Source organism: Paenibacillus sp. A3 (assembly GCF_001399685.1).
Classification (GTDB): Bacteria; Bacillota; Bacilli; order Paenibacillales; family NBRC-103111; genus Paenibacillus_G.
Genome location: NZ_JTHN01000163.1, coordinates 1 through 14,179 on the forward strand (window position 1 = coordinate 1; position 14,179 = coordinate 14,179).

Annotated in this window: 9 protein-coding genes, 12 tRNA genes and 1 rRNA gene; 2 read left to right on the plus strand and 20 right to left on the minus strand. The window is 53.4% G+C overall.

The features are described 5' to 3' along the window. The 7 genes from glmS to ppc form a co-directional block, all read right to left on the minus strand. On the minus strand, positions 1–1,158 hold a 1,158-nt coding region (gene glmS / locus QJ48_RS23695; RefSeq protein WP_063858155.1), incomplete at its 3' end, for a glutamine--fructose-6-phosphate transaminase (isomerizing). A gap of 519 nt (positions 1,159–1,677) precedes the next feature. Further along, positions 1,678–3,018 carry a phosphoglucosamine mutase gene (gene glmM, locus QJ48_RS23700; protein WP_054975947.1) on the minus strand — a complete coding sequence of 447 codons (1,341 nt, stop codon included), beginning with the start codon at positions 3,016–3,018 and terminating at the stop codon, positions 1,678–1,680. A gap of 88 nt (positions 3,019–3,106) precedes the next feature. After that, a complete protein-coding gene (locus QJ48_RS23705; protein ID WP_063858156.1) occupies positions 3,107–4,381 on the minus strand; it encodes a YbbR-like domain-containing protein in 1,275 nt (424 codons plus the stop codon). Position 4,382: 1 nt separating this feature from the next. Beyond that, entirely contained in the window at positions 4,383–5,189 is an 807-nt protein-coding gene (gene cdaA, locus QJ48_RS23710; RefSeq protein ID WP_025844846.1) for a diadenylate cyclase CdaA, read from the minus strand. A 140-nt stretch (positions 5,190–5,329) separates the two neighbouring features. Continuing rightward, positions 5,330–5,941, minus strand: coding sequence for a zf-HC2 domain-containing protein (locus tag QJ48_RS23715; RefSeq protein WP_054975948.1), 612 nt, complete (start codon positions 5,939–5,941; stop codon positions 5,330–5,332). 84 nt (positions 5,942–6,025) lie between these two features. Then, positions 6,026–6,592 (minus strand): RNA polymerase sigma factor SigW, encoded by a 567-nt coding sequence (gene sigW, locus QJ48_RS23720; RefSeq protein ID WP_054975949.1) that lies wholly within the window; start codon positions 6,590–6,592, stop codon positions 6,026–6,028. A gap of 351 nt (positions 6,593–6,943) precedes the next feature. Then, positions 6,944–9,733, minus strand: a complete 2,790-nt coding sequence (gene ppc, locus QJ48_RS23725; RefSeq protein ID WP_054975950.1) for a phosphoenolpyruvate carboxylase — start codon at positions 9,731–9,733, stop codon at positions 6,944–6,946. Positions 9,734–10,226: 493 nt separating this feature from the next. Here ppc and QJ48_RS23730 point away from each other — a divergent pair, with 493 nt between their 5' ends. Next, entirely contained in the window at positions 10,227–11,972 is a 1,746-nt protein-coding gene (locus tag QJ48_RS23730) for an alpha-glycosidase (RefSeq protein WP_054975951.1), read from the plus strand. A 39-nt stretch (positions 11,973–12,011) separates the two neighbouring features. Then, the gene (locus QJ48_RS23735) at positions 12,012–12,830 is read left to right on the plus strand and encodes an SDR family NAD(P)-dependent oxidoreductase (protein WP_054975952.1); all 819 of its coding nucleotides are present in this window, start codon (positions 12,012–12,014) and stop codon (positions 12,828–12,830) included. Between the two features lie 73 nt (positions 12,831–12,903). On the opposite strand, the gene QJ48_RS23740 is transcribed toward QJ48_RS23735, so the two are convergent. The 13 genes from QJ48_RS23740 to rrf all read right to left on the minus strand — a co-directional run bounded on the left by QJ48_RS23740 (position 12,904) and on the right by rrf (position 14,082). After that, positions 12,904–12,974 (minus strand) — tRNA-Gly (locus QJ48_RS23740). Positions 12,975–12,999: 25 nt separating this feature from the next. Next, positions 13,000–13,076, minus strand: a tRNA-Pro gene (locus tag QJ48_RS23745). Positions 13,077–13,099: 23 nt separating this feature from the next. Continuing rightward, positions 13,100–13,176: transfer RNA gene (locus tag QJ48_RS23750), tRNA-Arg, on the minus strand. Positions 13,177–13,188: 12 nt separating this feature from the next. Then, a tRNA-Gly gene (locus QJ48_RS23755) sits at positions 13,189–13,263 on the minus strand. Positions 13,264–13,268: 5 nt separating this feature from the next. Beyond that, a tRNA-Leu gene (locus QJ48_RS23760) sits at positions 13,269–13,351 on the minus strand. Positions 13,352–13,397: 46 nt separating this feature from the next. Then, positions 13,398–13,470: transfer RNA gene (locus QJ48_RS23765), tRNA-Lys, on the minus strand. A gap of 5 nt (positions 13,471–13,475) precedes the next feature. Then, a tRNA-Gln gene (locus QJ48_RS23770) sits at positions 13,476–13,550 on the minus strand. A 15-nt stretch (positions 13,551–13,565) separates the two neighbouring features. Then, positions 13,566–13,641: transfer RNA gene (locus QJ48_RS23775), tRNA-Thr, on the minus strand. A gap of 1 nt (position 13,642) precedes the next feature. Continuing rightward, positions 13,643–13,718: transfer RNA gene (locus QJ48_RS23780), tRNA-Val, on the minus strand. Between the two features lie 10 nt (positions 13,719–13,728). Continuing rightward, a tRNA-Glu gene (locus QJ48_RS23785) sits at positions 13,729–13,800 on the minus strand. A 5-nt stretch (positions 13,801–13,805) separates the two neighbouring features. Next, a tRNA-Thr gene (locus tag QJ48_RS23790) sits at positions 13,806–13,881 on the minus strand. Positions 13,882–13,884: 3 nt separating this feature from the next. Further along, positions 13,885–13,960 (minus strand) — tRNA-Asn (locus tag QJ48_RS23795). 5 nt (positions 13,961–13,965) lie between these two features. Further along, positions 13,966–14,082 (minus strand): 5S ribosomal RNA (gene rrf / locus QJ48_RS23800). Positions 14,083–14,179: the final 97 nt, after the last annotated feature.

Sequence of the window (14,179 nt, forward strand, 5' to 3'; positions counted from 1 at the left end):
CGCCGCTTCCCGGGCAACGGCGCTGCCTACCACTTTCGTTATAGCTAACACCCGCTCGCCGCAGCGTTTTGCTTCACGAAGTGCAGCCAACGTGTCTGCTGTCTCGCCGGATTGGCTCACGACGATGACGAGCGTCGCCGGTGTAATAATCGGAGCGCGGTAACGGTATTCCGAAGCGACATCGGTTTCTACCGGAATCCGTGCCAGCTTCTCGATCACCGATTTTCCGACAAGACCCGCATGATAAGCCGTACCGCAAGCCACGATGTGGACTTGTCGAATGGTGCGAATCTGCTCCGGCGTCATGCCTACTTCGCTCAATACGACCTTTTTTCCGCTTTCATCCAAGCGGGCGCCCATCGTATCACGATAAGCCTTCGGCTGCTCGTAAATTTCTTTCAGCATGAAATGATCGAATCCGGCTTTTTCCGCCGTCACGATATCCCAATCGACATGGAATAATTCCCGGGAAATAAAATTCCCCTCCAATGTCATTAATTCGACACCCTCACGCGTCAAAGCGGCCATCTCGCCGTCGTTCAAAATATACACGTTTCGCGTATATTCGAGGATCGCCGGAATGTCCGAGCCGATGAAGTTCTCGCCTTCGCCGACACCGATAATGAGCGGGCTGGACAACCGAACCGCAACGAGCTTATCCGGCTCATATTCGGTCAATACGCCCAGCGCGAATGCGCCCTTCATGCGCGAAACCGCCTTCTGTACCGCTTTCACGATATCGCCTTCGTACAAGCTTGCGATTAAGTGGGAAATGACTTCCGTATCCGTCTCCGAAACGAATACATGGCCTTGCGCGATCAATTCTTCCTTGAGCGAAATGTAATTCTCTATAATGCCGTTGTGTACGACGGAAAATTTAAACGAATTATCCGTATGCGGATGCGAATTCTCATCCGACGGTTTGCCGTGCGTCGCCCAGCGCGTATGACCGATCCCGATCGTTCCGCTGAGCGGCTTCTCTCCAAGTTTCGACTCCAACACGGCCAAACGGCCTTTCGACTTCTTCACCTGCAGACCATCGGTCGTATACACGGCTACGCCAGCCGAATCGTACCCCCGGTACTCCAGTTTTTTCAAGCCGTCAATCAATATATCTTGGGAATTCCTTTTTCCCACATAACCGACGATACCGCACATATGTTCAGGACCTCCTGATTGTCAAAGAAAGTAAAATTTCGTAGGATCCCGTCAAAAACTTTGTCGGTCCGGTCGCCCGGACGTTTTCAGTTTTGACGATACGGCTGGATCGATGGCCGGAAGGTCCCCGCCGAATGTTTCGAACACCTTCACCTCGTCAACTGGTTGCCAACCTGAGATACCCGCTTCCCGCGTTGTCTAAGAAATAGTGGAGTCTATACCCGCCGCGCCCGCGGCGACGACCCTGTGACCGAATGCGCAGAAAATCAAGCAGCCCCGGATAAGCCATCCAGTCCTGGCGCTTGTCTTGCTAAGTAACCCCGCCCCACCTTTCTGTTTAGAGTAAGATTCTATACCAATCTTATTCATTTTGGCCCGAAAGCGCAACCTCTATTTTCAACGGTTTTCATTTCCGCCATGGCGAAGCGAAAATCCCGGATGCCTTTCCGGCGTCCGGGATCTCGGATCCCGCGTCATAGAGAGCGGCCGCGCAGCGTACCTTCTCCCACGTAAACCCGGCTACACCAGCTCTCGCTGAATCACATCGGCGATCTGCTGCACATAGGCTTCGACCTGGTCTTTGTCCGGTCCTTCGGCCATGACGCGAATCAGCGATTCCGTACCGGAAGGACGCACCAACACCCGGCCATTGTCGCCCAGCTCGTCCTCGACCTGACGAATAACGGCTTCGACGGCAGGATTGTTGTTGAGCTTGTTTTTATCTGCTACACGCACATTCACAAGCGTTTGCGGATATTTGCGCATGATACCCTTCATCTCGCTCAAGCTTTTGCCGGATTTCACCAGCGTATCCATAAGCTGCAGCGCCGTCAAAATGCCGTCTCCCGTCGTAATGTGGTCGAGGAAAATGACATGCCCGGACTGCTCGCCGCCCAGATTGTATCCGCCTTTGCGCATTTCTTCCATCACGTAACGGTCGCCTACCGCGGTCTTCGCCGCCTTCAGACCTACCGCTTCGATGCCTTTGAAGAACCCGATATTACTCATGACAGTCGTCACGATCGTCGAGCCGCGCAGCTTGCCGGCCTGATTCATCGAATGACCGCAGATGCTCAGGATGAAATCGCCATCCACCTCTTCGCCGTTCTCGTCAATCGCAATCAGGCGGTCCGCATCCCCGTCGAAAGCAAGCCCGATATGCGCCTGCTTCTCAACTACCAGCTTCCGCAGATCTTCGGGATGCGTCGAACCGCAGTGGTCGTTGATATTGCGTCCGTTCGGCTCCGCACCCATCGTGATCACTTCCGCGCCGAGCGCCTCGAACACCTTGGGAGCCAGCTCGTAAGCTGCGCCGTTGGCGCAATCCAAGGCGATACGGTAGCCCTTGAAAGAAGAGGTTACCGTCGATTGAATGTAGCTCAAATATTGGAATTTTGCTTCTTCATTGTCGATCACATTGCCGATAGCTCCGCCGGTCGGCCGCGGCAGTTCGTCGGTTGCCGCATCCATCAGCCGCTCGATCTCAAGCTCCGTCTCATCGGACAGCTTGAAGCCGTCCGCGCCAAAAAACTTGATTCCGTTGTCCTCCACCGGATTATGGCTCGCCGAAATCATGACACCGGCGTCCGCCTTCAATTCGCGTGTCAAATAAGCCACGCCTGGTGTGCTCAGCACGCCGAGCCGGATAACATTGGCGCCGATAGACAGCAGACCTGCAACCAGCGCCGCCTCCAGCATCGGACCGGACACCCGCGTATCGCGGCCGATCACGACATTCGGCTTCTCCACTTTACCTGCCAAGACATAGCCGCCGCAGCGACCGATTTTGTATGCGAGCTCCGGGGTTAACCCTTGGTTCGCAACTCCGCGGACACCGTCCGTACCAAAATATTTCCCCATCGAATCTCTCTCCCCTTGCAGTACCTTATGTCAACAAGCTACTTCCCATTATCACCGATTCACCCCAAACGGTCAAATCTTGCCCATCCTAGGGCGTGGCAGGCGGGGTAGCCGGCGGCGCTTCCGGCTGTTTGCCGGGCTTAGCGCTGATCTCTACCGTCGCTTTGAAATCCTGCTGCGGCCCCTTCTTCACGAACGTCGGCAAGTTCCAGGTCACCGGCACCTCATGCTTGCCGGGCGGCAAATTGCTCACGTCAAGAATTCCCTGAACATCCTGCGGCTTCAGCTTGTCAATCAGCTCTTGCGCGCCTTCAACGGTCAAGTTCAGCTGCCCCGACTCCGGAAGCACGACTTTCGTATCAAAGCCGTCGTTTTGCCCGATGATCGACAGCGGGATCGCCTCCAGCGTCTTCGTTACCGACGGCACGATCGTGACGTTCACTGTCACTTTATCCGGGTCAAGCTGCTTGACGTTATTCCGCGGCGGAATAGGCAGGGTGAACTCCTTATTCTCTTTCAGCTCGTTCAGATCCACCTGCGGTCCTTCGTAAAATTCCAACCGATCCAGCACGTTCTGCGGGCCGAAGACCGTGACTTTATCCGTACTCTGCCGGACGGAAGCTACGGCGTAGCCCCGAGGCGGTTCGCCCACGAGCTTCACCTGGAGCGGCACGAGCGTGAACGGACTGGTGATAGGCACTTCGACCTCTACCACCGCCGGATTGATCACGGCAGTTTCAATCGGCTTGCCGTCCTTGTCATAGGCCACCAGTTTCACCTTGCTGGAAACCGGCGATTGGGCTTTCTCTACATTAACGTCCGCGCGCACCGATTCCACTTCATCGTAAATGCGGCTTGGGACGGATACGGTGACCTGCTTCGGCTTCACGACCGGCTGCCCGGCTTTCAGCCCGACAGCGGGGATTCCCGTCACATTGACGGTGACCGGCATCGATTTATTTTTCTTATCGTCGATCACGACCCGGACATTGGCCGGCGTTGCCTTAACATTTACATTCGTCGGAAAGCCTATTGGAGTGACCGGGAGCAAATACTCCCCTTTACCTACCTTGGTCAAATCCAGCTCCACCGAATAGGTCCCCGAGTTCATGACCTTTTTCAGGGCGGAATCCCTGCCGGATAGGCTTAGCGTCACTTGGGCAGGATCGATCTGCACGACATAAAACTGGTCCGTATCATACTTCGGCGTCACCGCGACGTTCCCGATTTTTTCCTCCAAAATACCTGATCCGGTCGTTCCCTTGATTGGAGTATTGTCCGAACGGACGACGGCCCACAGCATGATTCCTATAATCAGCGCAATAACCTTCACGACGTTCGTGTTGCGCAGCCATTGATCCATTCTAGCTTCGCCTCCATTTCCAAATGGAGCGTTTTTCCTTCGTCTTCGCTTTTGGCTTCAATTCCTCGAACAGCTTGGCCAACAAGGCATCCTCTTTCACATCTCGCAAAATATGACCGTTCATCGCGAGCGAGACAGCCCCCGTCTCCTCGGACACAATCACGCACATCGCATCCGACACCTCGCTCATGCCGATCGCCGCCCGGTGCCTTGTCCCCAGCTCCTTGCTGATAAAAGGATTTTCGGACAGCGGCAAATAACAGCCGGCCGCCATCAGCTGATGCTTCCTCAAAATAACCGCTCCGTCATGAAGCGGCGTGTTCGGCACGAAGATGTTAATCAGCAGCTCCGAGCTGATATGCGATTCGATCGCTATGCCCGACTCGATATAGTCGGTAAGTCCCGTATCCCGCTCGAATACGATCAACGCTCCGATTTTGCGCCGGGCCATATAGGTAACGGCCTTCAGCACCTCGTTGATCCGGCGGTTCACTTCCGTATCTTCCTCGACGTTCGTCCGGCTGAACAGCTTGCCGCGGCCAAGCTGCTCCAACGCCCGACGCAGCTCCGGCTGGAAGATGATGATGACCCCGACGAGCCCGAAGGTGAACATCTGGTTCATCATCCACTGCAGCGTATTCAGCTGAAACCACGAGCTGAGCGCCCAAGTAACGACAACGACCAAAATGCCTTTAAGCAATTGGATGGCACGGGTTCCCCGGACCACCAAAATTAATTTGTAAATGACATAGCTGACGATCAATATATCGACAATATCTTTGATATCGATTTCCGTAATCCAATCCATCGCGTTGCCCCCAAGCCTGCCTCCGTCATATCGGTTCCCCTGTAGTGTTCCCCTTCCTTAGATCATACCATATTTGCAACAAAAAACCCTCCCTTTCTACCACGCGCAAGGGAGGATTTTAAAAAATTGGGCCGGTTGGACTATTTCATTCCCGAAATAGTTCCAGCCCACTGATGCATTTTGTACCAAAGCCAGCTGAAGGCTTCGTCGATTTGTTGAATATGTCCGGAAATATGCGCCGTCGAGGCCAGCTGAACCGATCCGTCAATCACCGTAATGTTGCCCACGATGTCGCCGTCGACCTGCAGTTTTCCATTCTCTACCGTTAAATCTCCTGCCACTTTGCTGCCTGCCGGCACATAGACCGTATCTCCTTTAATAACGACCGACTGCAAGTCATTTCCCTTCACGAGCAATTCGCGATCATCGTTCCATGAGGAAACGAAGGTCGACAGCATCACAAGAAAAAAGACCGCCGCCACCGAGGCCGCCGGATGCTTACGGATCCACCGGTACCATGGATTTTGCCGTTTGACCGGTGGCAGCGCCTGCATGACCCGCTCCGTCAGGCCTTCAGGAACCTTCTGCGACGGCCAAGCATGAATCAGCGCTTCCACTTTCTCAAACTGCTGCAGGCGCTTGCGGCATTCCGGGCAAACAAGCAGATGCTCTTTGAGCGCCGCCGCTTCCCTTCCTTCCAAGCTCCCGTCCAAATATTCATGCAGCAAAGGGAGGGCTTCCTCACAATTCATTATGAGCCACTCCTTTCTTCTGTCCATTAAATCAGGTTTGTGTCATACAATACGTTCGAAGCCGAGAGATGTTTCAAAAAACAACTATAAAACCTGCTCTAATTTTTTGCGCAAAAATTCCCTGCCCCGGTGCAATCTGGTTTTGATTGTCGTTACCGGCATCGCCAGCACATCGCTAATTTCCTGAAGCGACAAGTCCTGGAGATAACGCAAAATCACGACCGCCCGGTATTTCTCCGGCAGCGTCTTGATCGATTCGCGAATCTGCTCCTGCGTCTCCGACAGCACCACCTGATTGTCCGGCGTTTCTTCGCGGCTAGGCAGGGCGGAATACCAGTCGCTGCCTTCTCCGTCGCTCATCTCGGCATCCAGCGAATAGTTGATCTTCCGCTTGCGGAGCCGGTCAATACACAGGTTCGTCCCGATCCGGTATATCCAGGTCGAGAACTTCTGCTGCTCGTCATAACGGTCCAAATTCGTGTACACCCGCAAAAACGTCTCCTGCACGATCTCCTCCGCCTCATGACGGTTATGCAGCATACGATAGGCGAGATGGTAAATTTTATCCTTGTACAGCTCCACCAATTCGGCAAAAGCCGCTCGATCCCCGCTCCGGGCGAGCTTGGCGAGCCGGGTGTCCATATGATTCACCGACCTACCTCCAACCTCCGAGCTTGGATCCGCTTGGCTTGCCAACGGTCAAATTCGGATTCTTCCGGACAACGCCTGACCTTTCTTCGATCACCGTTCCGTCTACTAGTAAAAGAATACCAAAGGACTGCACCGCCTGTACAGTCTCTTCCCAAAAGAAATTGTGCGCCGCTCCCCTCCATATTCGCACTTTAACAGATTTACCATTTTGCGATTTATTAATAAATTGTTACGATAAACGACGGCACTTGGTTTCGGCCGCCGACCTTCCTAATGAAACCAAACATGAGAAAAACCGGGCGGCTTGGCATAAGCCAAGCTCCCGGCTTTCGGTTCGCAGGTTGATAAGCATCAGCCCGTATTGCGAAGTCCAGCGGCAATTCCATTGATCGTCAGAAGCACTTCGCGGAGCAGAAGCGAATCGTCGCCTCCTTGATCGCGCAGCGGGCGAAGCTCCGAGAGGAGCTGAACCTGCATATAGCTCAGCGGATCGACATACGGATTGCGCAAACGGATCGATTCTTGAATGACCGGAACATTGTCCAAAATTTCCTGCTGGCCGGTAATTTTCAGAATCAGGTCCGACGTCCGCTCGTACTCTTCTTCGATCATGCGGATGATCCGTTCGGCAATCGTCTGATCCTCGATCATGCTGCCGTATTCTTTAGCAATCAACAGATCGGCTTTCGCGAGCGCCATCTGCAAGTTGTCAATGAGCGAACGGAAGAACGCCCAGTTATTGTACATCTCCTGCAAAATGCGCAGGTTCTCCGGATTCCCTTGGTAGAAGCTGTACAGCCCGTAGCCCGAAGCATACCAAGCGGGCAGCAAATAACGGCTTTGCGTCCAAGCGAACACCCATGGGATGGCCCGGAGGTCTTCGAAACGGTCGCTATTTTTCCGCTTGGACGGGCGGGAGCCGATATTGAGTTCCCCGATCTCCGGCAGCGGCGTGGACTGCTTGAAGAAGGTCAGGAAGTCCGGATCGCGGAAAATCAGATCCTGGTACTTCTGCTGAGCCTGCTCGGAAATGTCAAGCATAATCGTTTCCCAGCCCGGCTCAGAAGGGTCGGCCTGCGGGTTGCGCGCCCACAACGCGCTTTTGATCAGCGCGGATGTCGCTTGCTCCAAGCTCCGGTAAGCGATCCCCTTCATGGAATAACGGGAGGACAGCACTTCCCCTTGCTCCGTGATTTTGATCCCGCCGCCTACCGTATCGGCCGGTTGAGCCAGAATGCTCCGGTTGAGCGGCATGCCGCCGCGGCCAAGCGCACCTCCGCGCCCGTGGAAAAACTTCAGCTTCACGTCGAACGGCTTCGCCGCCGCCGTAATGCTGCGCAGCGCGACCCGCAGCTCCCAGTTGGCGGTAATCACGCCGCCGTCTTTGTTGCTGTCGGAATAGCCGAGCATAATTTCCTGAAGGTGATTCGTGCTGTTCAGGCTGTTCCGGTAAGCCGGAATTTGGAACAGCGTCGTCATAATCTCCGGAGCCGCATGCAAGTCATCAATCGTCTCGAAGAGCGGGACGGATTGCAGCGTGCAGGTGACGGAGCCGTCCGGCTCGTGCAAATACAAGCCCGCTTCTTTGCCGAATACCAGTACCTCAAGCAGGTCGCTGGCTCCTTGCGTCATACTGATCAGATAGCTTGTGATACAGCTTCTGCCGAACTCCTCCTGCGCCTTTTGGATGACGCGATACACGTCCAGGCACTCCTGCGTAGACTCGGAATAATGCAGGTAAGGCGAAGTAATCGGCCGCGGGTCGTTCAAGATATCGGTCAACAGCTTGATCTTTTGCTCCTCCGGAAGCGCACCGTAATCGGAACAAATGCTCATCTTAGCCAAAATTTCTGTCATCGCGGCTTCGTGCTCTTTACTATGCTGTCTGACGTCCAGCGAAGCCAGATGGAAGCCGAACAGCTCTACTTGACGAATCATCTTTTGCACATAGGCGTCGGCGATATAATCGGCATAATGATTGCGCAAGCTGCGCTCGATAATCAGCAAATCTTCCTTGAATTGCTGAGGATTATTGTATTTTTTGCCCGCCGGCACGTTCGGCTTGGCCGTATTGCGAATTTTCTCGACCATATACCGGACTTTGATGCGATAAGGCTCTTTTTCGTTAGGCAATACTTGGTCGGACGGGAGTTCGACCATTTCCCGGTCGTGCTGGATCGAATCCAGCAGTTCCTGCGTCACTTCGACGATATTTTTGCTAAAGCTCATATGCTTCAGCAAATCGGTCAGCAGCTCCTCGTACTTCTGCAGCGCGAGCTCCCGGTGCATGGTCAGCGTCTCCCACGTCACGGTAGAAGTGACCGAAGGGTTGCCATCGCGGTCGCCGCCAATCCATGAGCCGAATTTCAGGAACGTCGGCACGTGCCAGGACTGCTCCGGGTAGTACTTATGCAGACATCGTTCCAGCTCCTGATACACTTGAGGGAGCACATCGAACAGCGTTTCATCAAAATAATACAGTCCGTTTTTGACCTCGTCGCCGACGGTCGGCTTCCGGTCGCGCAGCTCGTCCGTCTGCCAAAGGGTGATGACCTCGCCCAGAAGCTTCTCACGCAGCTGCTCGCGCTCGCGGAACGTCAGGCTTGGGTTGTCCAGCTCCATCACGTCCGCTGCAATCCGCTGATGAATATCGAGCACCGCGCGGCGGGTCGCTTCCGTCGGATGCGCCGTCATCACGAGCTCCAGCGAAATGCCCCCGATCATATCCCGAACCTCTGACGCAGGCGTACCGAGCGTCTTCAGCTTGCGAACCGCGTCCTCAATCGAACCCGGCTGCACGTTCTCTCCTGCGGTACGCTCATAATCGCGTTTGCGCCGAATCCGGTGATTCTGCTCGGCGATGTTGATCAATTGAAAATAAACGGCAAACGCGCGGATGACCTGATGGCGAATCTCCGGAGCCAAGCCGTTTATCGTATCCTTAAACTCCGCGTACATTTCCGGCGTAAACTGGGCGCGCAACGATTTACTCATCTCTCTTATCTTCTCTACGATGGTAAACAGTGAATTGCCGCCCTGGTGAACCAGCACCTCACCCAAAATATGCCCCAAAAACCGAACATCACGGCGAAGCAAATTGTTGGACGTGTTTTTGTTGATCAAACTGACTGAATCCGACATGGTTCTCCTCCATCCCTAAGCCAAGATCATAACCCCTATTTTAGCACAACCTTCGGCAACCATGTAGTCCATTTATGCGGTAAAGCGAAAAAAACCTTTGTAAATTTATAGGATTGATCGCATAGAAGCGGTGTGGCGGACATCATTCGGGGAAGAAACCGGAGGAAAAGACGGGGCTTGTGCGACGACGTGTACTCTCGGTGTAAAGCCCCGTCGCTTGTAACTTAAGGCTAGTAGCCTGTAATCAAGCTTCCGGCTGTCGAATTTGCATCATTGAGCGTTAAAAGCAGACAACCCCGATCGGTATTATATACGATCATAACAAAACTGCAGAGCGGCCGCAATATTTTTAACCAATTGCACCGGTTAACACTATCCGGCAGATATCTGCTCCAGATCCCCTACTCCTTGCAGAAAACCTTGTTTAGCAGGGGCGGCGTCCGGTTAATAGGAGGATAGGCTAATCCAATGATTTGGAAAAGGAAGTGACGCTATGCTTCGGGAGTGCTTTTATCACGTGTCCCAAAGCAACTGGGCTTATGCATACGACAAACATACCATTCATCTGCGAGTCCGCACGAAACGGGACGATGTGCTGGACATCTTGGCGGTCACCGGAGACAAGTACGACTGGGATCGCACCTACGCGGAATATCCGATGAAGAAAACCGCTTCGGACGCGTATTTCGATTACTGGGAGACGAGCGTCAGACCGAGGTACGGCCGGGTCTCATACGGATTTCGCATGAGTGCGGGCTCGGAGAGCGTATGGATGACGGAGTCAGGCATCCATGAGGAGCAACCTGCGCCGCCAGGCGGCTATTACGATTTTCCCTATATCCACGAGGTCGATATGTATGCCGCGCCGGAATGGGCCAAGTCCGCAATCTTTTACCAGATCATTCCCGAACGCTTTGCCAACGGAGATTCGTCGAACGATCCCGACCCTACGGAGCCGTGGGGCGGCCAGCCGACCAACGACAATTCGTTCGGCGGCGACCTGCAAGGCATTATCGACCATCTGGATTACATTGAGAACTTGGGTGTCAATGCCATTTACTTGACTCCAGTCTTCCACTCACCCTCCAACCATAAATATGACACGCTCGATTATAAACAGGTCGATCCGCAGTTCGGCAGCAACGAAACGCTGAAACAATTGGTGGACGTCTGTCATGCCCGCGGCATCCGTGTCATGCTGGATGCGGTGTTCAACCACTGCAGCGAGCATTTCCCCTTGTTCCAGGATGTTGTCCGTCACGGCGAAAAGTCGAAATATGCAGACTGGTTCCGCGTTCGCGAATATCCCTTGACCGTTCGGGACGGAATTCCCACGTACGACACATTCGGTTTCTTCCCGCACATGCCCAAGTTCAATACGGCCAATCCCCGAGTGAAGCAATATTTATTGGACGTGGCCGAGTATTGGATCAAAGAGATCCGAATCGACGGCTGGAGGCTCGACGTGGCCAGCGAGATCGACCACCACTTTTGGCGCGACTTCCGCAAAGTGGTGAAAGCCGCCAACCCGGACGCTTACATTGTCGGAGAAGTGTGGAACGATTCGATGAAATGGCTGCTCGGCGACCAATTCGATTCCGTGATGAACTATCCGTTCTCCAGCAAAGTACTCGAGTTTTTCTCGCAATCCGCCATGGACGGATATACGTTTGCCAACAGTATGGGCTTTTTGCTCATGCGTTATCCTCAGCAGACGAACGAGGTTATTTTCAACCTGCTCTGCAGCCACGATACGCCGCGCGTGCTCACATGTGTCGGCGAAGACAAGCGCCGAGTCAAATTGTGCGTCGTGTTCCTGCTCACGTATATGGGGACGCCGTGTATTTACTACGGGGACGAGATCGGGTTAACCGGGGGACCTGATCCGGACTGCCGCAAGTGCATGGAGTGGGATCCGGATAAGCAAGATAACGAGCTGTACGACTTTTATCGGCTGCTCATTGCGCTTCGCAGAGATTACGATGTTCTTAGATCAGGAAGCTTTCGCTTTCTCAAAGCCGAACCCGGCGATCCGCGAATTATTTACGAACGGCTGAACCGCCATATGCACTTTACCGTCTGGATGAACAATACGGAAGAAGAAACCGTTCTGTCGCATCCGATGGAAACGGACGATTGGCAAGACGCGCTTTCCGGGGAAACCGTTATCCCGGAAGACGGCATGATGAACATTAAGCTGGACCCCCTCGGTTATCGCATCTTATATCGTTTTCTTTAGACCACGCACTGTCCTAAAAGTTTAAAGGAGGAAACCAACATGCATCGATCCTATGGAGAAAATACAGATGGCAATCAACGAATGGGCAATAAAGTTGCGCTCGTTACGGGCGGAGGTTCCGGAATCGGTAAAGCAGCAGCCCTGCTTCTCGCCTCACATGGAGCCAAAGTAGGTTTGGTCGGACGCAATCAAAAAGAACTCGACGAGGTTCAGCAGCAAATTGAGAAAACGCATGGCGAAGCCCTATCCATCAAGGCGGACATCTCGATCCCCGACGAAATTCAATCGGCCATAAAGCAAACCGTGAATCGATTCGGCCGGCTGGACATCGTTGTGGCGAATGCAGGAATCAATGGAGTGCTCACGACTATTGAGCATATGGAAGTGTCCGATTGGGAGCAAGTACACAACATTAACTTAAAGGGGACTTTTCTTACCGTAAAATACGCGATACCGTATCTGAAGGAATACGGCGGAAGCATCATCATCACGAGTTCCATTAACGGCAACCGTGTCTTTTCCAACTTCGGGTTCAGTGCCTACAGTACCACCAAAGCGGGTCAAGTCGCTTTTATGAAGATGGCCGCGCTGGAGCTCGCCCAATACCGTATTCGAGTCAATGCGATTTGTCCGGGAGCAATTGAGACCAAGATCGAGGAGAACACTTACCGGCGCCCGGAAGTAGAAAATATTCGTATCCCCGTCGAGTTCCCGAAAGGGGATCATCCGTTAAAGCAAGCCCCGGGCTCTGCCGAACAAGTCGGCCAGCTCATTCTCTTTCTTGCTTCAGACAATTCATCGCATATTACCGGTAGCGAGATTTATATTGACGGCGCCGAATCCCTGCTGCGGGGATAATTCGGGGAATATAGTCTAAGAAAATAGAAAAACCGTGCTAAAGCAATATGCCTTAGCACGGTTCTTTTCGATAAGCGGGTGATGGGAATCGAACCCACGCTACCAGCTTGGAAGGCTGGAGTTCTACCATTGAACTACACCCGCATAAAAAAAATGTTAAACAAATTAATGGTCGGGACGACACGATTTGAACATGCGACCCCCTGGTCCCAAACCAGGTGCTCTACCAAGCTGAGCTACGTCCCGAGATGTCAAGCAAATATTTGAAATGGCGTGCCCTGAGAGATTCGAACTCCCGACCTTTTGATTCGTAGTCAAACGCTCTATCCGGCTGAGCTAAGGGCACAAACTGTAAATATGGAGCGGAAGACGGGATTCGAACCCGCGACCCTCGCCTTGGCAAGGCGATGCTCTACCCCTGAGCCACTTCCGCAACTATGGTGCGCGTAGAGGGACTTGAACCCCCACGGTCTCCCGCCAGATCCTAAGTCTGGTGCGTCTGCCAATTCCGCCATACGCGCCTATGCTGCAATGTTTAATGCATACTCTCCGCAGCTGTAAAGAAAGTGAGCCATGTAGGACTCGAACCTACGACACCCTGATTAAAAGTCAGGTGCTCTACCAACTGAGCTAATGGCTCATGCATGGCTGGGGATCTAGGATTCGAACCTAGGCATGACGGAGTCAAAGTCCGTTGCCTTACCGCTTGGCTAATCCCCAATAAAGTCTTGTTGCTGGTGCCGCCGAGAGGACTTGAACCCCCAACCTACTGATTACAAGTCAGTTGCTCTACCAATTGAGCTACAGCGGCATGGTGGAGGCTGACGGGATCGAACCGCCGACCCTCTGCTTGTAAGGCAGATGCTCTCCCAGCTGAGCTAAGCCTCCAGCAGAACAATGACCCGTAGGGGATTCGAACCCCTGTTACCTCCGTGAAAGGGAGGTGTCTTAACCCCTTGACCAACGGGCCGAAAATGGAGCTTCCAACCGGGATCGAACCGGTGACCTCATCCTTACCATGGATGCACTCTACCTACTGAGCTATGGAAGCATATGGCTCCCCGAACAGGACTCGAACCTGTGACAACTCGATTAACAGTCGAGTGCTCTACCAACTGAGCTATCAGGGAATACCGCTTGGCGACGTCCTACTCTCCCAGGACCCTGCGGTCCAAGTACCATCGGCGCTGGAAGGCTTAACGGTCGTGTTCGGGATGGGTACGCGTGGTTCCCTTCCGCCATCATCACCAAACGGATGTTGATGTTTCTGCCACGAAACATCTTTAATTAACTCAAGGCGACTTGCACCCTGAAAACTGGATCGAAACAAAGCGTAAGTGAATCGTATT

Bases quoted from the DNA above. Each gene is read 5' to 3' on its own strand.
- QJ48_RS23730 (WP_054975951.1), top strand. From the start codon at position 10,227: ATGCTTCGGGAGTGCTTTTATCACGTGTCCCAAAGCAACTGGGCTTAT.
- QJ48_RS23735 (WP_054975952.1), top strand. From the start codon at position 12,012: ATGCATCGATCCTATGGAGAAAATACAGATGGCAATCAACGAATGGGC.
- QJ48_RS23715 (WP_054975948.1), bottom strand. From the start codon at position 5,941: ATGAATTGTGAGGAAGCCCTCCCTTTGCTGCATGAATATTTGGACGGG.
- cdaA (WP_025844846.1), bottom strand. From the start codon at position 5,189: ATGGATTGGATTACGGAAATCGATATCAAAGATATTGTCGATATATTG.
- ppc (WP_054975950.1), bottom strand. From the start codon at position 9,733: ATGTCGGATTCAGTCAGTTTGATCAACAAAAACACGTCCAACAATTTG.
- QJ48_RS23705 (WP_063858156.1), bottom strand. From the start codon at position 4,381: ATGGATCAATGGCTGCGCAACACGAACGTCGTGAAGGTTATTGCGCTG.
- glmM (WP_054975947.1), bottom strand. From the start codon at position 3,018: ATGGGGAAATATTTTGGTACGGACGGTGTCCGCGGAGTTGCGAACCAA.